The organism is Peribacillus sp. JNUCC 23 (assembly GCF_053653995.1).
In genome coordinates this window covers 4,518,828-4,541,457 of sequence record NZ_CM132202.1, presented here as the reverse complement: position 1 = coordinate 4,541,457, position 22,630 = coordinate 4,518,828, and the positions used below count along the sequence as shown (strand labels likewise).

24 protein-coding genes are annotated in these 22,630 nt (G+C 39.4%); 15 read left to right on the top strand and 9 right to left on the bottom strand.

Features of this window, described 5'->3' with window-relative positions:
- The first annotated feature begins 65 nt into the window (after positions 1–65).
- The 5 genes from JNUCC23_RS21615 (at position 66) to JNUCC23_RS21595 (ending at position 4,895) form a co-directional block, all read left to right on the top strand.
- Positions 66–965: an aldo/keto reductase gene (locus tag JNUCC23_RS21615; RefSeq protein ID WP_403076142.1), complete on the top strand. Its 900-nt coding sequence runs from the start codon at positions 66–68 to the stop codon at positions 963–965.
- Between the two features lie 45 nt (positions 966–1,010).
- On the top strand, positions 1,011–1,892 hold the full coding sequence (locus JNUCC23_RS21610; protein WP_454213540.1) for a Cof-type HAD-IIB family hydrolase: 882 nt from the start codon (positions 1,011–1,013) through the stop codon (positions 1,890–1,892).
- 157 nt (positions 1,893–2,049) lie between these two features.
- Positions 2,050–2,469 carry a MarR family winged helix-turn-helix transcriptional regulator gene (locus JNUCC23_RS21605; protein WP_062185236.1) on the top strand — a complete coding sequence of 140 codons (420 nt, stop codon included), beginning with the start codon at positions 2,050–2,052 and terminating at the stop codon, positions 2,467–2,469.
- 12 nt (positions 2,470–2,481) lie between these two features.
- Positions 2,482–3,681 (top strand): MFS transporter, encoded by a 1,200-nt coding sequence (locus tag JNUCC23_RS21600; protein WP_454213537.1) that lies wholly within the window; start codon positions 2,482–2,484, stop codon positions 3,679–3,681.
- 443 nt (positions 3,682–4,124) lie between these two features.
- Positions 4,125–4,895, top strand: a complete 771-nt coding sequence (locus JNUCC23_RS21595; protein ID WP_454213535.1) for an SDR family NAD(P)-dependent oxidoreductase — start codon at positions 4,125–4,127, stop codon at positions 4,893–4,895.
- A 269-nt stretch (positions 4,896–5,164) separates the two neighbouring features.
- Here the strand turns inward: JNUCC23_RS21595 and JNUCC23_RS21590 are convergent, their stop codons facing one another.
- Positions 5,165–5,953 (bottom strand): DeoR/GlpR family DNA-binding transcription regulator, encoded by a 789-nt coding sequence (locus JNUCC23_RS21590; protein WP_403076127.1) that lies wholly within the window; start codon positions 5,951–5,953, stop codon positions 5,165–5,167.
- 419 nt (positions 5,954–6,372) lie between these two features.
- Here JNUCC23_RS21590 and JNUCC23_RS21585 point away from each other — a divergent pair, with 419 nt between their 5' ends.
- The 6 genes from JNUCC23_RS21585 (at position 6,373) to glpX (ending at position 12,189) form a co-directional block, all read left to right on the top strand.
- Entirely contained in the window at positions 6,373–7,491 is a 1,119-nt protein-coding gene (locus JNUCC23_RS21585) for an MDR/zinc-dependent alcohol dehydrogenase-like family protein (RefSeq protein ID WP_454213532.1), read from the top strand.
- Positions 7,492–7,562: 71 nt separating this feature from the next.
- Positions 7,563–8,825, top strand: coding sequence for an MFS transporter (locus JNUCC23_RS21580; protein ID WP_454213530.1), 1,263 nt, complete (start codon positions 7,563–7,565; stop codon positions 8,823–8,825).
- A 159-nt stretch (positions 8,826–8,984) separates the two neighbouring features.
- Entirely contained in the window at positions 8,985–9,449 is a 465-nt protein-coding gene (rpiB, locus tag JNUCC23_RS21575; protein WP_062185248.1) for a ribose 5-phosphate isomerase B, read from the top strand.
- Positions 9,446–10,450, top strand: coding sequence for a dihydroxyacetone kinase subunit DhaK (locus JNUCC23_RS21570; RefSeq protein WP_062185251.1), 1,005 nt, complete (start codon positions 9,446–9,448; stop codon positions 10,448–10,450). Before rpiB ends, JNUCC23_RS21570 begins: the two co-directional genes overlap by 4 nt.
- A gap of 13 nt (positions 10,451–10,463) precedes the next feature.
- The gene (gene dhaL, locus JNUCC23_RS21565) at positions 10,464–11,114 is read left to right on the top strand and encodes a dihydroxyacetone kinase subunit DhaL (protein ID WP_403076119.1); all 651 of its coding nucleotides are present in this window, start codon (positions 10,464–10,466) and stop codon (positions 11,112–11,114) included.
- A 115-nt stretch (positions 11,115–11,229) separates the two neighbouring features.
- On the top strand, positions 11,230–12,189 hold the full coding sequence (gene glpX, locus JNUCC23_RS21560; protein WP_062185255.1) for a class II fructose-bisphosphatase: 960 nt from the start codon (positions 11,230–11,232) through the stop codon (positions 12,187–12,189).
- Between the two features lie 100 nt (positions 12,190–12,289).
- Here the strand turns inward: glpX and bshB2 are convergent, their stop codons facing one another.
- From bshB2 to JNUCC23_RS21535, 5 genes are all read right to left on the bottom strand, one after another.
- Positions 12,290–12,964: a bacillithiol biosynthesis deacetylase BshB2 gene (gene bshB2, locus JNUCC23_RS21555; protein ID WP_454213527.1), complete on the bottom strand. Its 675-nt coding sequence runs from the start codon at positions 12,962–12,964 to the stop codon at positions 12,290–12,292.
- Positions 12,965–12,982: 18 nt separating this feature from the next.
- A complete protein-coding gene (locus tag JNUCC23_RS21550; RefSeq protein WP_049683368.1) occupies positions 12,983–13,330 on the bottom strand; it encodes a YojF family protein in 348 nt (115 codons plus the stop codon).
- Between the two features lie 215 nt (positions 13,331–13,545).
- A complete protein-coding gene (gene pdxK, locus JNUCC23_RS21545) occupies positions 13,546–14,367 on the bottom strand; it encodes a pyridoxine/pyridoxal/pyridoxamine kinase (RefSeq protein ID WP_403076111.1) in 822 nt (273 codons plus the stop codon).
- Between the two features lie 287 nt (positions 14,368–14,654).
- Positions 14,655–14,984 carry a general stress protein gene (locus JNUCC23_RS21540; protein ID WP_403076109.1) on the bottom strand — a complete coding sequence of 110 codons (330 nt, stop codon included), beginning with the start codon at positions 14,982–14,984 and terminating at the stop codon, positions 14,655–14,657.
- Positions 14,985–15,103: 119 nt separating this feature from the next.
- Positions 15,104–16,540 (bottom strand): phospholipase D family protein, encoded by a 1,437-nt coding sequence (locus JNUCC23_RS21535; protein WP_454213524.1) that lies wholly within the window; start codon positions 16,538–16,540, stop codon positions 15,104–15,106.
- Between the two features lie 158 nt (positions 16,541–16,698).
- On the opposite strand from JNUCC23_RS21535, the gene JNUCC23_RS21530 reads away from it, so the two are divergent.
- From JNUCC23_RS21530 to JNUCC23_RS21520, 3 genes are all read left to right on the top strand, one after another.
- On the top strand, positions 16,699–17,379 hold the full coding sequence (locus JNUCC23_RS21530) for a uracil-DNA glycosylase (protein ID WP_062185268.1): 681 nt from the start codon (positions 16,699–16,701) through the stop codon (positions 17,377–17,379).
- A gap of 402 nt (positions 17,380–17,781) precedes the next feature.
- On the top strand, positions 17,782–18,081 hold the full coding sequence (locus tag JNUCC23_RS21525; RefSeq protein ID WP_454213523.1) for a YwdI family protein: 300 nt from the start codon (positions 17,782–17,784) through the stop codon (positions 18,079–18,081).
- 18 nt (positions 18,082–18,099) lie between these two features.
- A complete protein-coding gene (locus tag JNUCC23_RS21520; protein WP_454213521.1) occupies positions 18,100–18,468 on the top strand; it encodes a DUF423 domain-containing protein in 369 nt (122 codons plus the stop codon).
- Positions 18,469–18,663: 195 nt separating this feature from the next.
- On the opposite strand, the gene gerQ is transcribed toward JNUCC23_RS21520, so the two are convergent.
- The 3 genes from gerQ to hemQ all read right to left on the bottom strand — a co-directional run bounded on the left by gerQ (position 18,664) and on the right by hemQ (position 20,986).
- On the bottom strand, positions 18,664–19,146 hold the full coding sequence (gene gerQ, locus JNUCC23_RS21515; RefSeq protein ID WP_454213519.1) for a spore coat protein GerQ: 483 nt from the start codon (positions 19,144–19,146) through the stop codon (positions 18,664–18,666).
- A 240-nt stretch (positions 19,147–19,386) separates the two neighbouring features.
- Positions 19,387–19,818, bottom strand: coding sequence for a cell wall hydrolase (locus tag JNUCC23_RS21510; RefSeq protein ID WP_454213517.1), 432 nt, complete (start codon positions 19,816–19,818; stop codon positions 19,387–19,389).
- 418 nt (positions 19,819–20,236) lie between these two features.
- Positions 20,237–20,986: a hydrogen peroxide-dependent heme synthase gene (gene hemQ / locus JNUCC23_RS21505; RefSeq protein ID WP_403076089.1), complete on the bottom strand. Its 750-nt coding sequence runs from the start codon at positions 20,984–20,986 to the stop codon at positions 20,237–20,239.
- Between the two features lie 478 nt (positions 20,987–21,464).
- On the opposite strand from hemQ, the gene pta reads away from it, so the two are divergent.
- Positions 21,465–22,442, top strand: coding sequence for a phosphate acetyltransferase (gene pta, locus JNUCC23_RS21500; protein ID WP_403076086.1), 978 nt, complete (start codon positions 21,465–21,467; stop codon positions 22,440–22,442).
- Positions 22,443–22,630: the final 188 nt, after the last annotated feature.

Below are 22,630 nucleotides of genomic sequence, written 5' to 3'. Positions count from 1 at the left end.
CTTGTGTGATTTCTTCCTGTTCTTTGCTAAACTGGAAGAAATCATACTTTGGGAGTGAGGACGAAGTGGAGCGTATTGAGCTGCATAGCGATTTATCCTTTTCGAGAATTATTCATGGTCATTGGCGGTTAGCTGATTGGAACTATTCTGTAAAGAGAAGAATAGAACTAATCGAACAATGCTTAGAGCTTGGTATTACAACGATTGATACAGCCGATATCTACGGGAATTATACATGTGAAGCTCTTTTGGGAGAAGCATTGGCTCTAAAGCCTGAACTTCGTGAGAAATTGGAAATCGTGACGAAATGTGGAATCAAGCTAGCTAATGAAGATAATGGCGTTCATTTGAATCATTATGATAGCAGTACAGTACATATTATTGAATCAGTAGAGCAATCACTCAAAAATCTTCAGACAGATTATATAGACGTCTTGTTGCTTCACCGACCAGATGTTTTGCTGAATCCAAAAGAGGTAGCAGAAGCATTCAGGAAGTTAAAGCAAGCAGGAAAGGTGAAGCATTTTGGTGTATCGAATTACTTGCCTTCACAAGTGGACATGCTAAACGCATATTTAGATGTACCGCTCATCACCAATCAAATAGAACTGTCCGCCCTATATCGAGAGCATTTTGAAAATGGGGTTCTTGATCAATGTATGAAGGAAAATATGCCTCCAATGGCTTGGTCACCACTTGCAAGGGGGAAGCTGTTCACAGGTGAAGACACACAGGCGATTAGAGTACGCAAAGCCCTTGAACGAGCTGCGGCTGACATGAATGCACAAACGATTGATGAAGTCGCGTATGCCTGGCTCATGTACCACCCTGCTAAAATCATGCCGATTGTCGGTTCAGGAAAAATGGAACGAATCCAAGCGGCAGTTCATGCTTTATCGTTGGAATTTAGCAGAGAACAATGGTATGAAATTTGGGTAGCATCACGAGGTAAGAATGTCGATTAACGAGATCTAAGGAAGCAAAAAAATGATTGGTATGAGGTGGATAAATTGATTAAAACGATAGCTACAGATATGGATGGAACATTATTGAATAAATTTCAAGAAGTGAGCAAGGAGAATAAGGATGCGATTGAAGCGGCACTGCGCCAAGGCATTGAAGTGATCGTGGCAACTGGAAGATCCTACGAGGAAGCTCGTATTGCATTGGATGAAGCCAAGCTTGATTTGCCAATTATTGCTGCGAATGGTGCAGCTGTTTACACAAAAGATGGGCAGATTGTGACGTCTAATCCGATGAGCACAGAAAAGGTACTTGAAACGATTGAATGCCTCGAAAAGGAAAAACTTTATTTTGAAGTGTACACAAGCAATGGTGTCTATTCGAAAGACTATGAAGTTTCTGTAGCGGTTTTAGTTGATATTATCTTAACGGCAAATCCTGATGCTGATCCTATGAAAGTTAGGGAACGTGCCCATAACAGATTAAAGATGGGACTTGTAAAAACAATCGCGGATTATCGTGAATTATTTACAATGCCAGACGTTTCCATTCATAAAATGCTCGTTTTTTCAAGTGACCTTGCTGCTTTAGGTAAAGCGGCTGGAGAAATTAAGCAATTCAAAGGTCTTGCAGTTTCATCATCAGGACGTGAAAATCTTGAAATTTCCAGTGAATCCGCACAAAAGGGAATTGCTCTTAAGAACTACTTGGATGAAAAGGGAGAATCCATTAAGTTCGCGATGGCGATTGGCGATAACTTCAATGATGTGTCCATGTTTGAGCGAGTTGGTCGCTCAGTAGCAATGGGAAATGCCCCGCTTGAAATTCAGAAGCTATGTCATTTTGTTACTGCGAAAAATGACGAACATGGCGTTGCCAAAGCGATTCAAGACGTGTTAAAGGAAGTACAAACAGCTAACAAAGCCTGAAAGGAAACCTCAGGAGAATAAAAAAGTGCCTTTGCTATAGGCATTTTTTTATTCTCCTTCTCTTAAATAATACCGGATAATATATCCATAAGACTAGACATTTTTATAAAACAGGAGTATAGTTACCTAGGTAACTTATTGTAGGAGGAAATAAAAAGTGACCCCAAATCATCAATTCTTTCACCAATATCTGCAGATTTCTAGGCTGTTTACGAAGAAGCTAAATGAGCAGCTTCTTCAATATGGTCTTTTTCATTCACAATGGAGCATTGTTTATTTTTTAAAAACCAAAGGTCCTTCCACACTTGTTGAAATCGGTGAATACTTAAATGTGGAAAAACCAACGATTACACGGACAGTCCAACGTTTAAATGAAGGAGGGTTTATTCAACAGGTTCCTGGGAAGGATCGCCGTGTAAAACGAATTCAGCTAACAGAAGCAGGAGAAGAAGTGTATACATCGTGTAGGGAAGCAGTAACTGAATTTGAATATAAAGTCTTGGATGGTATTTCCGAGCAGGAAAAGGAAGAAGTATTTCAGACACTTACGAAGATTTATGTCAATTTAGAGAAGTAAGGTGATAAAAATATGAATAAACCAAAATTATGGACGAAGGATTTCTTAATCATTTCTTCAACGAACTTTTTTATCTTTATGATTTTCTATTTATTGATGGTCACATTATCCGTTTACACGATTGATCAATTTGGAGCAACTGCAAGTCAATCAGGATTGGCATCCAGTATTTTTGTTATCGGTGCTCTCGCTGTTCGACCATTTGCAGGGAAATATATTGAATTAATTGGGAAAAGGAACATGCTATATGGAGCATTAGTACTTTTTCTTGTTACAACATTAATATATTTCAAAACGGATAGCTTAGCCTTTTTATTAACAAACCGTTTGATACATGGGATTGCATTTGGGTTTGCATCAACGGCGACAGGAACGATTGCAGCGGACGTTATTCCGAATGAACGGAGAGGGGAAGGTACCGGCTACTTTGCAATGAGTATGAATCTGGCCATGGCTACTGGACCATTTTTAGGCTTATTTCTTAGCCAACATGGAACATACAACATGATTTTTGCATCATGTGTGATATTTGCTGTCATTGCCTTTATTCCGACCTTATTCATGAAGTTTAGAAAAGTTGAACTTACACAGATGGAAAGGGACACATTGAAAGGAATCAAAATTGGCGATTTCTTTGAGGTGAAGGCTTTACCGATAGCTATTGTTATGTGTATTGTAGGGTTTTCCTATTCTAGTGTTTTAACTTTCATGACTGCGTATTCTAAGGAAATGGGCTTAGTAAATGTTGCGAGTTTCTTTTTTGTCGTGTTTGCCATTTTCCTCTTAGCGTCTCGGCCGTTCACTGGACGTTGGTTTGATTTAAAAGGAGAGAATTTTGTCATTTATCCCTCTTTACTCTTATTTGGCATTGGGATGCTAGTACTAAGTCAAGCAAACCATGGGTTTATCTTGTTAGCTGCAGGTGCGCTAATTGGTGTAGGATATGGGACTTTCCAATCCAGCGCTCAGGCTATTGCGATAAAGAATGCCCCTCGTCATAAAATGGGTCTTGCCACATCTACCTTCTTTGTGTTCGTCGATCTAGGCATAGGAATCGGACCTTTTACTCTAGGCTTCTTAATCCCAGTTATCGGTTATAATGGTCTATACGTGAGTATGGCATTAGTAGGGTTTGCATGTATGTTTGTTTATTATCTTTTACATGGGAAAAAATCAGCTGAGGATAAACAAAAGGTACACGCATACAAATAAATTTATTTGAGAATAAGTGAATAAAAAAATCATTTGGTGAAATAATAGAAGTACGATGATTTTTTCAAAGAAATTCCCCCTTTTTGAATCGCTTGCCTATTGGCAGGCGATTTTTTTGATGCGTATGATAGCTAGGTTATTGGGCTCTTAATGAATAGTCCAGCTATTGATTTGTGTTTCTTTATCCTATAGGTCTTTCAAGGTTTAATAATCCATGCTTGATACACTAGTTTATGAATGAATTACTTGAATTCGTTTAGAAGTAATTCTCGAGAGTAATTATTCTTTTCCGCGAGTATTAGAGTTGTGATCTAACAGTTTAAAATATTCGCGAAAGATAAATGAAAATAAAAAACAATTATTCGAAAGTAAAATTGACAAAATGAAAACAATTGATAAAATGTAATAAAGTCTTGAAAATTTAGTCATGAGGAGTGAAGTAAATGGATTACCAACAATTATTTAGTTTGAAGGGCAAAACGGCTCTAGTTACTGGAGGAGCAAGAGGGCTGGGGAAAGCCATGGCTGAAGCATTGGCTCAGGTTGGTGCAAATATTATCATTGCAGATATGGAATTGGCTTCAGCACAACAAACGGCGAAAGAATTAGCTTTATTCGGTGGAAGAACATTGGGTCTTCAAGTAGATGTAACAAGTGAAGAACAGGTTAGGGCCATGGTTGATCAAATTGTAGGCGAATTCAATGAGCTGAATGTTGTCATTAATAATGCGGGTATATGCCAAAAAATCACAGTGGAAGAACAGAGTTTAGAAGACTGGAAGAAAACAATGGATGTAAATGTAAACGGTGTCTTCCTAGTTTCGAAGTATAGCGGTAAGCAAATGAAAGTGCAGGGTGGCGGGTCCATAATTAATATGGCATCAATGTCGAGTTTTATTGCGAATACTGAAGCGCAGTGTGCATACAACGCATCAAAAGCAGCGGTCGATATGATGACAAAATGTATGGCATCCGAATGGGCGGGAAACAATATTCGTGTCAACGCCATTGCGCCGGGTTATATGAAAACAGAGATGACAAAACCAATCTTTGCACCTGGGGGAGAACTTGCACATGTGCTGGACCTCGTACCATTGAAAAGGCTGGGTGAACCCCATGAACTTGGCGGTCTGGCCATTTATTTGGCATCTGACGCATCGACTTTTGCAACTGGATCTACATTTATAGTAGATGGTGGATACACAATCTGGTAAAAGTACTAAAATCTATAGTTCTGTTTTTGTGGGCGAAAACAGTAATTACAATAACGGTAGAGTGCTAAACGGAATGGAATGGTTTTAGCGCTCTACTTTTTGTCTATATATAATGATTTGTAGTCATTTTCATATTATATCAACAACCTAGTTTTTCTTTAGTTTATAATAGCGATGAAAAAACAGCATATATTTGATATGCTGTTTAATGTGTTATGAGTGATATTTCTCCACGTTACTGAACTACGTAAATAAAATTCGGTTACTTTTTAGTTTGTGTTACCAGAAACAATGAGGACTTCAATACCTTGATCCTCTAGTTTTGCAGCATAACCATCTGGGAGTTCGTCATTTGTAATAATTAAATCGAGCTGATCAATAGACGCGAAAGATGCAATTGAGTTTTTATTCATTTTTGTATGATCCAGAAGAGCGATCACCTTGTTAGAAGCGTTGACCATTGCCTTTTTTAATTCAACTTCGTATACGCTGAAGTCGGTCAAACCAGAATCAATTGAAAACCCATTTGCAGAAGTAAACATAGCATCAATATGTATTTGACTTAAAATACTAATGCCCAGATTCCCTTCCAATGAATTAGAACCTCGTTTTACAATCCCACCTAATAAAATAACAGTAATATCTGAATGATTGTTTAGCTCCAATGCGGTGTTTATGCCGCTTGTCACGACAGTTAAACGGATTGATGTATCCCTTAATATACGAGCTAGTTCAAGAGCAGTTGAACTAGCATCGAGCATAATACACTGGCCACTAGATAAAAGCTCAGCTGCTTTTTTAGCGATAGCTGATTTTTCATCTCTATTTTTGCTCTCACGCATAGAGAAACTTGTGTCGCTATCTTGATGTTCGAATAAAACAGCGCCGCCGTGTGTCCGTTTCAATAATCCGGATTCCTCCATCTTGGATAAATCTGTTCGTAATGTTGCCTCGGAAACTTTGATCTCTTCAGAGAGCTCTTTAATAGTTACACGTTGTTGATCCATTAGCTTATCCATAATAATTTTTTGTCTTTCTGATGCAAACATTTTTGTCATTCTTATCACCTGCATATATTTATTTTCGTTTTGTATTCGATTACAAAACATTTGAAATTAAAAGAAAGATTCATGATGGACTCATAAAAGGCAGTATAGAAACTTTATTATTTATATTACATCTAATAGTACATCATTTGGCGTTAATAATGTAATGTATTTTAAAAATCAAAAATAAATGAAAGTATATTGAAAGTAATCGAAAAAATAAGTTGACCAATCAATAATAAATATAATATAATGAAAATCGTAAACAGGATAGGCTCTTGTAAATAAAGCTAAACGAATATTGAAAATGTGTAACAGATAAACGGCCTTTAATGGAAAAGGCTTCAGAAAGTTCAATTATCAAAGTAAATGTAAGCGTTGTCTGGTGTGAGGGTAGCAAAATTCCAGCTAAAGAAGAGGAGCGATGAAAGATGCATACAAATCAAATAGTAACACAAAAAAGTGAAGTTAGAAATATTCCGACAACAATGAAAGCGGTTGTTGCGTACTCGCCTGGTGACTACCGCCTGGAAGAAGTGGCAGTTCCTCAAATTAACGATGGAGAAATACTCGTTAAAGTGGAGGCATGTGGTATTTGTGCAGGAGATTTGAAAGCGTTTGATGGAGCACCAAGCTTCTGGGGAGATGAAACACAGCCTGCGTACATTAAAGCACCGATGATTCCGGGACATGAATTTATCGGACATGTTGTAGCACTTGGTGAGGGTGTGAAAGGTGATTTTAAAATTGGTGATCGTATTATTTCAGAACAAATTGTTCCTTGTTGGGACTGCCGATTCTGTAACCGTGGACAATATTGGATGTGTGAAAAGCATGATTTATATGGCTTCCAGAATAATGTGAATGGTGCGATGGCGGAGTATATGAAATTTACAAAAGAAGCCATTAACTATAAAGTACCGGAAGATCTTCCGATTGAAAAAGCAATCTTAATCGAGCCTTATGCGTGTTCTTATCATGCTGTAGAACGTGCACAAGTCCAGTTGGATGATGTGGTTGTGTTGGCAGGAGCAGGAACACTTGGACTTGGAATGATCGGTGCGATCAAAAAGTCAGGAGCGGGTAAATTAATCGTGCTAGATTTGAATGAAGATCGCCTTGAAATGGCAAAAAATTTCGGTGCTGACCTAGTATTGAATCCGGCGAAAGACGATGTGGATGCAATTGTAAAAAAACTAACAGATGGTTATGGCTGTGATATTTATATTGAAGCAACAGGTGCTCAAAAATCAGTAGAACAAGGATTGAAAATGATTCGTAAGCTGGGTCGATTTGTTGAATTCAGTGTATTTAAAGATCCTGTTACAGTTGACTGGAGTATTATTAGTGATCGGAAAGAGCTTGATGTACTTGGCTCTCACCTTGGACCATATTGCTATGAGCCCGTTATGAAGGGGATTGCGAATGGAGACCTTCCGACTGATGGCGTTGTCACGCACGTGTTGCCACTTGAAAAATTTGCGGAAGGGTTCCAACTTGTGAAAAATGGAGCGGAGTCATTAAAAGTAGTACTTAATCCCAATCTGTAAAAAAAGTGAATTTATTATAGGTTCCTGCAGCATGTCAGGGACCTTTTTTTAAAAAAGGAGGAGGTAAAGGGATGAATAAGGGACTTTTAGGCAAGCTTGGAATGGATTCTAAAATGGCCATGGGATTTATAGGTATCTTACTGTTTATGATGGGGGATGGGCTCGAACAAGGATGGCTTTCTTCCTATTTAATTGATAACGGCCTGACTGTTCAACAATCAGCGTTGCTATTTAGTGTATACGGTTTCGCTGTGGCGATTGCGGCATGGTTTTCAGGTGTACTTGCTGAAGTTTTAGGTCCGCGTAAAACCATGACAATAGGCGTCGTTCTATTTGTTATTGGAACCGTTATCTTTTTAATCGTCGGTCTTAAAACGATGAATTTGGCTGTCATGATTCCAACCTATTCACTTCGGGGGCTTGGATATCCGTTATTTGCTTACTCATTCCTTGTTTGGCTGACGTATTACGCACCAGCTGAAAAACTTGGAACGGCTGTAGGTTGGTTTTGGGTATCGTTCGCCGCTGGATTGAACGTTCTTGGTGCTTATTATTCAAGTTTTGTTTTGCCATACTTAGGAGAAATGAAAACGCTTTGGAGTGCGTTGATTTTTGTAGCACTAGGAGCCATTCTTGCGATTCTTTTAAATAAAGATGATGGTAGTAATAGAAAAACATTCGAGACAAAAGCGGAAATGATTAAATATCTTTCAAAAGGAATTACTATAGCATTTGAACGACCGAAAGTCGGCCTTGGAGGAATTGTTCGAACGATTAATACTGCCGGTGCGTATGGACTGGTTGTTTTTCTTCCAGCATACATGATAGAAATCGGTTTTACACGGACAGAATGGCTACAAATTTATGGTGCACTTTGGACAAGCAACGTGATCTTTAATATCATTTGGGGCGTTGTTGGAGATAAACTGGGGTGGAGAAATACTGTGATGTGGTTCGGTGGTGTGGGTTGTGCGATCACGATCATGACTCTTTATTATATTCCAAAGTTCATGGGACCCAATTATTTGGCCACAATTATTGTTGCGATATGTTTCGGTGCATGTGTGGCAGCATTCGTACCGCTTTCTGCCCTCATACCATCACTTGCTCCTGAAAATCGGGGAGCTGCGATGTCTATTTTAAATCTTGGTGCTGGCTTAAGCACGTTTGTTGGCCCGGCGATTGTTGGTCTGTTTATTGGAAGTGTAGGTACAGTAGGTATTCTATGGATTTATTCAGGACTATATTTATTAAGCGCGTTTATAATGAGGTTTGTTACACTTCCGAAAAAAGCAGAGGCTGTTAATAACTTATCAGATGTTCAGGCTGTTTAATAAAAAGAATGAATGAGAACATCTTATAGATGTTCTCTCTTTTTTTTGACGAAGTGAAAATAAACGAAAATAAAAGAAAGTAAATGTTGACATATTGATAATAAAATGAAAAAATAAACTTAAGAATAAAACAAGAAAATATGGAAAGGACGATGTATAATGAAAATTGGATTAGGTTCTGATCATAACGCATTTGATATGAAAAATAGCTTGAAGAAGTATATTGAGGAGTTAGGACACGAAGTTGTTGATTATGGATCTGATGATTCTTGTACAGAAATCGATTATCCAGGTGTTGCATTTCAAGCCTCAAACGATATTAATGAGCAAGAAATAGATCGGGCTATTCTTGTTTGTGGAACTGGAATTGGTATGGCGATTGCGGCTGGAAAGGTACCTGGCATTCGCGCGGCATTATGCCACGATACGTATTCGGCAGAGCGTGCTCAAAAGAGCAATGATGCACAGGTGTTAACAATGGGAGCAAAAGTGATCGGAATTGAACCGGCTAAAAACGTTGTAAAGGCATATTTAGAGTCCGACTTCCCAGGTGGTAACTCAGCGAGGAAAATACAACAAATTATGGATAAAGAACAGGAATTTCTGAAAGGAGCAGGAGTATGAAAAAGCTTATTAATAATCCGACAAAAGTTGTTGAAGAAATGATTGAAGGCTATGTGAAGGCATATCCCAATCATGTACGACAACTGACTGAAAATGAGCGTGCACTCGTTACGGCAAAAGAAACGCGCGAAGGAAAAGTGGGTGTATTAATTGGTGGCGGTTCCGGCCATGAGCCTGCTTTTATAGGATATGTTGGTGACGGCATGGCAGATGGTGTGGCTGTAGGGAATATTTTTGCTTCTCCACCTCCAGATCCCATTTTGGAAGCGACGAAAGTAATCGATAAAGGCGAAGGTGTTATTTACGTATATGGCAACTATGCTGGAGATGTGATGAACTTCGGTATGGCCGCAGAGCTGGCGGATCTTGAAAGCGGTATCCGTGTTGGATCGGTTCTTGTGACAGATGACGTGGCATCTGCACCAAAAGAAGAAAAAGAAAAGCGTAGAGGAATAGCTGGTGAGTTTTTTGTAACAAAAGCAGCGGGTGCAGCAGCAGATAAAGGGTATAACCTGGATGATGTTGTTCGTGTTGCACAAAAGGCAAACGATTACACACGTACAATGGGTGTAGGTTTAACACCTTGTTCACTTCCCCAGACGGGAAAACCGAGCTTTGTGCTTGCTGAAAATGAAATGGAAATTGGTCTTGGCCATCACGGTGAACCAGGGATTGAAAAAGGTGACTTGCAGCCTGCAGATCAAGTGGTAGATCGCCTTGTTCATGACATTTTAATGGATATGCCGATCGATTCAGGAGAAAAAGTAGCGGTTCTTGTAAACGGATTGGGTTCCACAACAAACATGGAACTTTATATAATGTTCAGGCGTGTAGAACAAATTTTGAGCGAAAAAGGGATTGAGATTCACCGTTCTTACGTTGGTAGCTATAGCACGTCACTTGAGATGGGCGGCGCATCTGTCACGATTACAAAATTAGACGAAGAGTTGGCAGCGTTTATTGATCATCCAGCAGACTGTCCAATGTACGTTCAAAAATAAGGAGGAACCCGCAATGAAAATAACAGCTGAAGAAATTAAAGTATTTTTGAAAAATGTTGTAACAATGATAGAAGAAGAAAAAGATTATTTATGCGAGCTGGATCGGAAACTCGGAGACGGTGACCACGGTGTGACAATGTCAATTGGCTGGCAGGCTGTGAATGAAAAGCTTGAAGGAGAATTGAAAGAGGAACAAGATTGCGGCAAAATCAGTATCGTGACAGGACGCACCTTTTTAAGTGCAGTTGGTTCTTCAGTCGGCCCGCTTTATGCGACGGGCTTTATGAGAGGGGCAAAAGCATTCCAGGGAAAATCTGAATTATCAGGTGAAGATTTGAAGGATTTCTGGATTGCGTTTATTGAGGGAATTAAAGAGCGTGGGAAAGCAGAAGTTGGCGATAAAACGATGATTGACACGCTACAACCGGCACTTGAAAGTCTACAATCTAATTTTGGGAAATCGAACGACTTTTTATCAGCTTTTGAAAGTGTTGTACAAGCGGCTGAAAAAGGAATGGAATCTACAAAAGACATTTTGTCTAAACGCGGACGTTCTAGTCGTCTTGGAGAACGGTCTCTCGGTACGATAGATCCTGGTGCAGCATCATCGTTTATGATTCTAAAAACCTTTTTAACGACAATTAAATCTGCCCAAGTAGCATAATTAAGAAGTTTTTTTACTCAATGAAACACTACTGGTAGGACAGTTGAATGTATAGATAGAACGCACTAAATAATCCATAGGAATTTATTCTACTGAATATAAGGGGGTGAGTTCATTGTCTGGATTAACTATTGAACAGAAAGAAAATATTCAGTCACTGGCTGGAGCATTTCTAACAGTTTCCCAAAAAGCAGCCGTTGCTGCGTATCCGTGGATTGGAAAAGGGAATAAAAACGAAGCGGACGGTGCAGGTACCGAAGCCATGAGAAATGAAATGAACTGTATAAATATGAATGCAGTGATTGTTATTGGTGAAGGAGAAATGGACGAAGCACCGATGCTGTATATTGGTGAAAGACTCGGTGTGGGAAATGGACCTGATGTTGACATTGCGGTCGATCCCGTCGAAGGAACGACGCTTGTTTCAAAAGGACAGGATAACTCACTGGCGGTCATTGCGGTTGCAGAGAAGGGAACCCTTTTACATGCACCAGATATGTATATGGAAAAGATAGCAGTCGGACCTAAAGCGAAAGGCTGTATAGATATAACAGCTTCCCTTACAGAAAATATGAAAGCTGTTGCAAAAGCTCTTGGAAAAGATATTAGTGAGCTAACGGTGATGATGCAAGATCGTCCACGCCATGATTATTTAATAAAGCAAGTCTTTGAAGTCGGTGCTAAAGTACGCTTATTTTCAGACGTTGACATAACAGGAGCAATCGCAACGGCAATTGAAGAGCTCGATGTGGATATCCTTGTCGGTACAGGTGGTGCACCGGAAGGAGTGATTGCGGCTGTTGCGTTAAAGTGCCTCGGCGGTGATTTTCAGGCTAGACTTGTTCCAGAAACAGAAGAAGAGACGGAACGATGTATCAAGATGGGACTGGTAAATCCAAGTGCTGTATTGACGATGGATCAAATTGTGAAATCCAATGACTGCTTTTTTGTAGCTACGGGCATTACTGATGGTCTTCTTTTGAAGGGTGTTCATAAAAAAGAGACGGATAAAGTTTCAACACATTCCTTTGTTGCAACAATGAACCATTCGCATTTTATTGAAGCACGTCATTAGGGGCTCTTAAGTTGAAAAACGGTGGAACATTGGCAACGATTATAAAATGAAAACAAGCAAAAAAGAGAGGACCTGCTGTTTCTCTCTTTTTTGCTCTTTCTCATTTCTCTGGCCATTGATAAGTCCAGAGTCTTTCTTTTTGAATCCAGCCAAGCAGCTCAGGATCTTCAACCTCAAGTTTTTCAGCCCATGTGGCAAGCATGGCTTCGGTTTGTGAACGGTGTGCTTTCATGGCGGCTATCTTCTTGTCTTGTACTGGGGTAATATCATGGATGATATCAGGTTCACCCAGTTCAGCCACACAGTTGTTTGAAAAGGCCACACATTGAAGCTTTGGCTGCTGGTTGACCGGTAATGCTTCTACAGCGCGAACGACTGCCCGAGCAGTAGCTTCGTGATCAGGGTGAACGCTGTAGCCGGGATAAAACGTGATGATTAGTGACGGTGTTAGTTCTTGTATAAGGGAAGAGATTCTGTCAGTGAGTTCGCTATCATCCTCAAATTCAACGGTTTTATCACGTAATCCAAGCATTCTTAAATCTGTAATCCCTAGTGAATCCGCAGCATCTTGTAATTCTTTTTTGCGAATTTTAGGAAGTGATTCTCTAGTAGCGAAAGGGGGATTTCCAAGATTACGTCCCATTTCACCAAGAGTCAAGCAGGCATATGTAACAGGCGTACCGCTTTCTATATATGAAGCAATCGTTCCTGAAACGCCAAATGCTTCATCATCTGGATGTGGAAATACGACTAGTACTTGTTGTTCTTTTTCCAAAGCGATCATCTCCTTTTCTCATTCAAATGGCTGCAGGCTGATTTGTAAAGCAACAGCAAGTTTTCCTGTCGAATCCAGTCCAGCTAACAGCAGCCTTCCTTGTTCATCTATTTCGAAATGATTGAGTCCTTCGGCATACACCCAGCCAATTTCAAGCTTAAGTCCGACGCGGTACGGGTCATCGCCGACAATCTTTCCATGTTCGTACTGAACTTTGGCATTTCTGATATAGGCACCTGCGGAAAAAAACGATTCATCATGGTGAGAGGCATACGCCCCATTTGTCGTTTCAAGATGAAGAAAAACATCTCTTTTGGCGAAAGTGTCAATCGCGCGTTGTACTTCATCACGTTCAATTGGTTTCATCTAATTTCCTCCTATGTCGGAGCGAATTATCGTATGATCTCGTCCGTCTACATGTTAGTATCTTACACACCATCTTACAAAAATAGCGGCAAAAAGTGAAATGATAAGACTATAGCTTGTGGTAAGGACCATTTAGATGAAAAAAAGGCTTGTCCTCGAAATGAGGAAGCCTTCTATAGGTCCAGCAAAATGAGCCGGGTAGACCGATCATCTTCTTATTTTTTGCTCGCTTTGCTCAATTCTTTGTAAGCCCCATGCATAACAGGACCTACATATTGATTAAGTCTCCATGAATGACGAATCGCTTCAGTGATGAATTCCTTCGCTGTGAAAATCGCCTCTTTCGGAGATTTTCCTTTTGCAAGCTCTGCTGTAATTGCAGCAGAGTATGTGCAGCCAGCTCCGTGTGTATAGGCTGTTTCGATTTTCTCTGATTCAAGAATTTCAAATTCTTTTCCATCATACAGTAAGTCGATTGCTTTTTCATAATTAAGCTTGCTGCCGCCTTTAATTAATACATACTTAGCACCAATTTCATGGATCTTAACAGCTGCTTCTTTCATATCGTCAATCGTTTGAATGGGCCCTGTTTGTGCTAATTGCCATGCTTCAAATAAGTTAGGCGTTATAACAGTTGCTCTTGGTGTTAAGATTTCGCGAAGTGCAACGGCTGTTTCAGGGTGTAACACTTCGTCTGTGCCTTTACAAACCATAACTGGATCAATCACGACATTTTTCAATCCATTTTCATCGATTGTACGTCCGACCAATTCAATGATTTCTACACTTCCAAGCATACCTGTTTTCATTGCATCAATGCCAACGGAAAGGATCGTTTCCAGTTGAGCTTCTAAAGCTTTCATATCCTGTGGAAATACATTGTGATTCCAGTTATTCTTTGGATCCATCGTAGCAATAACTGTTAAAGCAGTCATACCATATACGCCCAGCTCTTGAAGTGTTTTTAAATCTGCTTGTATACCAGCTCCACCACTAGCATCCGAGCCTGCGATAGAAAGTGCCTTTTTCATCGTCATGATTGAGTGACCCCCCAGGGAAGTATATAAAATATTTTTTTAATTTCTGTTAATTAGTATAGCATAAACGATGATAAGTAAAACGAGGAAATGCTTGAACACGAAGAGATTTGTGCATGTTGTTTTAAAGTGATCAAGATTCAGAGGAATGGAATGCTAGATAGGTATTGTCAAAAAGGTTTTCTACATGTAGTTAGAAAAAAGCATGAAACAGGCCTGCCAATTTCCGTACTTAATTTGGAAAATGACAGGCCTGTTTAATTTGATTAGTGTTTGGAAGCTTCACTTTATTTCACGTCTGTGCTTGCTATGACAACTACCTTGCCTTTATCCAGTTCTTCTTCATACCGAGACGCTTCAGACTCGGTTAAGCCAAGATTCTCGAAGCGGTTACGAAGCTCATCTCCTCGGGATTTAAATAGATTTCCAATGGTATCTAAGAGGCCTTGTTCCTTCATACCGACTTCTTCTGTGTTTGTAGCTTCAGTTAAATGCTCTGAGCGGTCTATATTATGAGCAAATAAGTAAATGTTTTCCTTAGAAAACCCTGTCGTTACCAACTGATTAATTCTTTCCTGTGCTTGTACGCCATTTTCTACAACATATACTTGATTCATAGTATAGTTCCTCCTTTTGTTTTTTAAAATGAGTGTCTGTAAAAGTTTCTGTATGGTTATGTTCTATATATAGCCGCTTTTGCTAGAATTGAAACTTACTAATTAAAGGAAATTGAAAATTAGTAAGTTGTGAATTTGAAAATCTTCTGTATACGATAAGTAATATACTTAAAAACAGGAAGTTTATCCTGATATTCTTCATAATCAACCGTATATATCCCATCTTTATTTTTCCAAAGGCGCCAGAAGTAAGCATTTACGTCTTTGGAAACCTCTGCAGTAGTAGGAGTGATGATTTTGACATTTGCTTCAAGGTTGTAATCATCCAGATTCCGTTCAGTGTAATTAGTAGAACCGCCGATAATGATGCTTTCTTCAGGCTTTTGAATGAACATCAATTTGGTATGAAATTGCTCTTTTTCCGTGTCATACCAGCGAATATGAATGTTATTTTCACCTAGCTTCTCTAATTCAGCGGCAACTGGTAGATTGGGTAGTCCAATTTTTTCGCTGCCGAAGGCATTTTTATTCGGATCGAGAATCATATGAATGCTAACGCCACGCTGAGCAGCCTTTGTAAGGGCCTTTACTACGGGGCGGTCGGCGATGTAGAACATGGCCATCCAGATATGATCTCCATCTTTTGCTGCATCAATTTCTCGAAGAACATGCTTGTAAACCTTTCCTTCTGTCAGGAGCTGAACACCAATTTCTCCCGTTTCCATCGACGTTTTTTCATAGATTGGAAACTGTTTTAGTCCTCCTGAAAAGCGTGCGACTGCTTCCTCGGCCTCTACAAAATCCGAAATAATATTCCCGTCCATTTGAAACGCGATATTCGAATGATAGCCGCTTGCGTCATGAGGATTAGCAGATGTGATCAGTGCTGTTTTCTCTGTGGCAATCAATTTTCGATGATTGGCCTTAATATTAAGTAGCCGTAAATAGGAACGAACAGTAACTTTAGGTGCGGACTTCGCCAGTGGATTACGAATCCAGCCATACCCGGACTCACCAAACCATTGTAGAAACGTACGGTAAAAGCCAGAGTATATTGGGTTCGGATCTCGTAAACGATCTAGATTGGTCACTATCACATCAATCCCGTTTTCTCTCATTTCCTTTTCTTCTTCTAATTGATACGATTGATAGGTTGTATTCACTTCATCAGTAATAAAGATTATTTGAATATGAGGATTGGCTTGCTTCTTGGCAACAAGCTTATCCGTTAAAGTCTTACTTAATTTGGGGAAATGAACATCGCCATCATAAAATCGGTTGAACAAAAACATGTCAATTACAATAAATTCATCAGCGTCTTCAATGGCTTGGTAGATATCAGTGAATATCCGCTGTTCATGCTGGGCATGGCCGCTTTTGTCTTTGTACGACAAATCGTATATGAAATTCACATCATCAACACGATGTACCTTTCCCTCAAAGGAAATCCCCTCTGGTAGTGGTTTATAGCTGTTGTATACAATCACGACTGTAATAACTAGGAGAATCAGATACATTCCATACATCCATTTGTTTAAAAACCAACTTCTTTTCATTCTCTATTCCCCCAACATTAATAAGCCCATTTACCCCTTATATCCATAAATGGGTAGAGTAGAAACCTGAAAATTTTAAACGCCTGATAAAACGAGGAAGGAAGTGTAGCATAGCGTATAATAGAGAATACTAGATTGTAGAAAGGAGCTTTTAGACAATGAAGAATCAGATTCTACACAATGATTGGGAGCCACTTTTGGCAGAGGAATTCAAAAAGCCGTATTATCAAGAGCTACGGGAGTTTTTGAAAAAAGAATATAGGAATGAAAGAATCCATCCAGAAGCCAAGGATATATACAGCGCGCTTACACTTACGCCATATCAGAAGGTAAAGGTGGTTATTCTAGGTCAGGATCCATATCACGGACCACATCAAGCACATGGTCTTAGTTTCTCTGTTCAACCAGAAGTGAGGATTCCGCCTTCTTTAAAAAATATTTATAAAGAATTGCATGCGGATATTGGCTGTACAATCCCAAATCACGGAAACCTTGTTCAATGGGCAGAGCAGGGGGTACTGCTTTTGAATACTGTATTGACAGTTAGAGAAGGGGAAGCACATTCCCATCGAGGAAAAGGCTGGGAACTATTTACGAATAAAGTCATTTCACTATTAAATGAACGCGAGACACCAGTGGTCTTCATTTTATGGGGAAAACCTGCGCAAAGTAAAATCCCGTTAATTGATACGAAGAAGCATCCTATCATCACTTCGGTTCACCCGAGCCCATTATCTGCAAATAGGGGTTTCTTTGGTAGCCAACCATTTTCAAAAACCAATCAGCTTCTAAAACAGCTAGGGGAACAAGAAATTGATTGGCAAATTTCAAATAGATAATAAGGTTGTTTAGTGTAATTCTAAAACCTGTAAAAGTGGGTTAGTTAAATCAGGATAAATACTGACAGTATTCCACATGAAACAGGGAATTTTGTGAAAGGATTGTAGAGTATGCAGGAAAGAAGAATAAATTGTATGGCTTGCAAGCATTATTATGTAACGTGGGATCCGCATTTTCCACGAGGATGCAGATCATTTTCCTTTAAAAGTGCCAATCTTCCATCATTAGAAGTATTCCGCTTATCGGGTGAAGCTTGTATGAAGTTTTCACCGAAGCCTGCTTGCAAACCAGTAAGAAGCAAACTTTGAACAGATGCTCATTTTTTGATATGCTAAGCAACAGCAGAGGCTGTCTCAAAAGTGTCTGACCCTTTCGACAGCCATAAATAAAGAGGTGAGAAGATGGAAGTTTCATCTGGGAAAATATTAGATAAAATGGGTGAACTGGTTGCAAAAGCAAAGCAGGCGGAATCTAAAGCGGAATTAAGTGGCTATGTGCTTGCGATTCAAGCATTATGCGATGTCTTGCATGAAGGAAAGGAAGAAACGGCAATACATTTAAGTACGGGTCATGTTCCAGTGCAGCCGCAAGCTTTATTCACTCAGCCGATTCAGCCACAAGTCCCGATTGTTTCATCCATAACACAAATGAAACCTGTTAAAATAGCGGATGCAAATGGAGATTCTTTGTTTGATTTTTAAATAAAAGGGGTGTTTGGGATGAAATTATTTATTATTTTAGGGGCGATTAATGCCTTTGTAGCTGTGGCACTTGGTGCTTTCGGTGCCCATGGGTTAGAGGGGAAAATCTCCGATAAATACTTAGCGACATGGCAGACTGGTGTCCAGTATCAAATGTTTCATGCCATAGGCTTGTTAATTATCGGAATTCTTTTTGGGAAAATTTCTAGTCCTATTATGAACTGGTCAGGATGGCTCATGTTTGCTGGTATCATTTTATTCTCAGGCAGTTTGTATGTACTGAGTGTATCGGGAATTAAAGTTCTTGGTGCAATTACCCCTCTAGGAGGAGTCGCTTTCCTTATAGCCTGGGTGTTGCTAGTCGTTGCAACAGTGAAGTATGTATAAACAAAAAAAGAGGCCGTCACAAGGATTGAATCTTGTAACAGCCTCTTTTTATGCGAAAAGGCGAAAAATATACTCCTTTTTCATGAATTTTAGTGAGTAGCTAAAGTGCCTGTCCATGAAGTTGCTTCTGAGGTTAGCCAAAGTCCCCTTATGCCTTTTTTATGCAGTAAAACCCCCACTGATTGAAGTTTCGCTTTATCTAGGTGGGTAGGAAGCCATATTCGCTTGACCTGTTCCAAAGGGATATTCATATTCAATTTCTTCTTCAAAGCTGATGTAATCTAAATAAACCATTGGTATTAAGTATCGAAGTCCTGTTTGGGGATCACTGATTATGATATGGTCACGCCCGGCAGCTTCTATAATTCCTTTAAAAATTTTCGCATTCCACTCCCGGTTATTTTCAAAGGTCGTATAAATGGTCACTAACTTTCCCTTATTAAGTCTTAGGATGTTCTCAATATAAGATTCTTCGACTGATAGCATTCCTGGAACCGGTGGACCGCCGGCTGGCATGCTTGGTGGAACCGGTACTTGTAATGGTGCTTGAGTAGGTTGATACGGTCCCTGTTGGTAGCCAGTCGGACTTTGAGTTGGATTAACATTGCCATATTGTTGGGGGTAGCCTTGTGGAAATGGGTAATTTCCAAATTGATTTTGGTTTGTAGGCTGATTCATCATTTTCCCTCCAAATATCTGAAATTAGACATGAAACTAAGTACATGCTTTTTGAAATACGGAGTGACTCGTCAATTAAGATCCTTACAGCTCTTTTCTTGCTGTATTCTGGCTTATTGTGAAAAAGATCGATGCGAAAATCCGCGGTGTACTCCTTCTTTTCTTTGATCAGAGGAAGTGAGTTATGCCGATGAAGACATAAGGGATCGGTGTAAACAAACAACCTCTGTAGCCATTCTTTTAATACGTACTATACACGCTTGGACAATTAGCTTGAGTAGGCTGGAAGAAGCAGTGTGACTTGAATCGGCCAGTATTGTCTTGGTTATACCATTGTGCAGGACAAGCTCCAGAAGGTTTAAAAAACCATAATGAATAACGAGCTGGGTGGTAGCGGTTGCCTTTAATTACTTTTCTAGCAAGGTCAATTTCTGATTGACGAGCCCGTTGATAGAAATACCCTTTCTGTGTGGCTTCGAAGCCTCCTGGACTCTGGAAAACCATTCTATTCATGTTTGAGATATTTTTAAAATCAAGACATTCGGCTCTCACCCGATTTACGCCTACATTTCCAACTAGTAGCATACCTTGAGTCCCTTCACCCTCACCCTCAGCCCGCATCAGTCGGGCTAAAAGTTTTACATCTTCTTCGTTATGCTTGATGACTGCCAACCTAATCACCTCTCTATGGCTGTTTTACTATTTAATCTTGAAGTTATTGGTTATAGGGGAATTTAACGTAACAATTGCATCATCACTAATTCATGTGTACGGTAACGTGGGCAAGTTTATGACAAAAAGGTTTTGAGTCATTGTGAGGAGCAAATTATTGTGGGAATTCAAAGGAAAAGGAACAATTAAAACATATGTCTTATCACGAAAAGGTCTGATCTCATAGCTACTATATATCGTTTATCACGCATTAACGGAAAGTCAAAACCCCACTGATTGAAGTTTCACTTTATATAACGTGTAATGAACACAATAAACGGTGTATAGTGTGCGAGATCAAACCTTTTTGGGACAACTTTCAAACTTTATCTAATACAGATATGTGTGGGAAGTCAGCCCTTCTATATGTTCTAATTGATTATACAGATAAAAATGTCGAAATTTCTTCTTCGGAAAGGATGTTTCCAACAAAGAAAGAACCGAATTCACCATAGCGGGCACTTACTTCGTCAAAACGCATTTCATAAACAATTTTTTTGAATTGCAGGACATCGTCTGAGAATAATGTAACGCCCCATTCAAAATCATCAAAACCGACTGAACCGGAAATGATTTGTTTCACCTTTCCTGCATAACTGCGGCCAATCAAACCGTGGGAACGCATTAAGTCTTTGCGTTCTTCCATAGAAAGCATATACCAATTGTCATCGCCATCGCGACGCTTGTCCATTGGATAGAAGCAAGCATACTTCGATTTAGGCAAAATAGGGTACAAACGAGAACGAACGTGAGGATTTTGGTAAGGATCCTCGTCCGACTCACCGGCAAGATAGTTGCTGAGTTCAACAACAGATACGTAAGAATAACTAGGGGTTGTGTATTCAGCAAGCTTCGATTTATTGAATTCCAATTCAATTGCCTGAAGCTCTTCCATTGTTGGACGTGCAAACATCATCATGAAATCTGCCTTTTGACCAACGATTGTATAAAGTGCATGACTGCCTTCATTATTACTTTGTGTTGTATTCCATTTGTCAACTAAACGGTTGAATTCTGAAATTGCTTCTTGGCGTTCTTCATTAGAGATTATTTTCCAAGATGCCCAATCAATTGTACGGAAATCGTGCAGGCAATACCAGCCATCAAGGGTTTGTGCAGCTTCACTCATGAGTATCACTCCTATATGTTTTTGTGTATGAAGAACAAAGGGAGAACGATTAACTTGAAAAATACAACTAGTGTTGTATACGCTCACAATATGAGAACCCGCTTCATACTAAATTTTGGCGAATTATCGCCTTGTTTTTTTCTATATATTAACTATATCATAATTTGATTTAAAGGAAATTTTGTGAATCGGATATGGTCCAAATTTAGCTCAACACGTTCAAAATTTGTTCATATTTATCATAGTCATGATCTGCCATCTTACCCCTCTTTTATACCATCTTTGTGAAATGATAACGCATACTATCTCAAAATAATATTTTTTTGTAAATGTAAGCGATGTCAGGCTGCCTGTTTCTAGAATTTTTCAGGCTAACAGGGTATGCTAATTATATAACAATAAAAATGAATGTTTGCAGCCGTAGTTCATTAGAAATCATGTCGGTTCATACAAGTCATTTCGTACAGGAGGAAAAAGCATGAGTAATTTATTTGATACATTAAAAGAAAAAGTCTCAGGGCAAAACCTAAAAATCGTTTTTCCAGAAGGTTTGGATGAACGAATCTTGACAGCCGCTGCTCGTTTGGCAGCAGATAAGTTATTGACTCCTATCTTAATTGGAGATATTGAAAAAATACAGCAATCAGCCAAAAACCTAGGTGTTTCCCTTGAAGAGGTAGAAATCTATGATCCTGCTCAATACTTGATGATGGACGAACTTGTTGCATCTTTCGTGGAAGCACGTAAAGGAAAAGCAACTGAAGAACAAGCACGTCAAATTTTATTGAATGAAAATTATTTCGGTACAATGCTTGTGCATACGAATAAAGCAGATGGCCTTGTTAGTGGTGCAATACATTCCACTGCAGATACAGTGCGTCCAGCCTTGCAAGTCATTAAGACGAAACAAGGAGTTAAAAAGACTTCTGGGGTATTCATCATGGTTCGCGATGAAGAAAAATATGTGTTTGCAGATTGTGCCATCAACATTGCACCAGATAGCAGTGATTTAGCTGAAATTGCAATTGAAAGTGCAAAAACAGCTCAAATGTTTAATATTGAGCCACGCGTTGCGATGCTTAGCTTCTCAACAAAAGGATCAGCGGTTTCACCAGAAACAGAAAGAGTTGCGGAAGCAGTAAAAATCGCCCAAGAGTTGAATCCGACTTTAATTCTTGACGGAGAATTCCAATTCGATGCTGCATTTGTCCCTTCTGTTGCGAAAAGTAAAGCGCCTGATTCTTTAATACAAGGTGATGCGAACGTATTTGTATTCCCAAGCCTTGAAGCGGGTAATATTGGATACAAAATTGCACAGCGTCTTGGTAATTTCGAAGCGGTTGGTCCGGTTCTACAAGGCTTGAATCGTCCTGTGAATGATCTTTCTCGTGGATGTAATGAAGAAGATGTATATAAATTGGCCTTGATTACTGCCGGTCAAGCAATAGAACGATAATAGTTAGTCCTGGGTGTCACATAAGGGTCTGACCTCGCACTCTAAATCAGTATGTAGTGTCTCATACACTTATTATATACTGTGTTTAGTTGTTACGGGGTCAGACCCTTTGCTTTGAGACATCTCTGTTTTCACATGCCTTTTTTTAAAAAATATAAAGCTAATGGTATAATTGATTTGATTTAAAT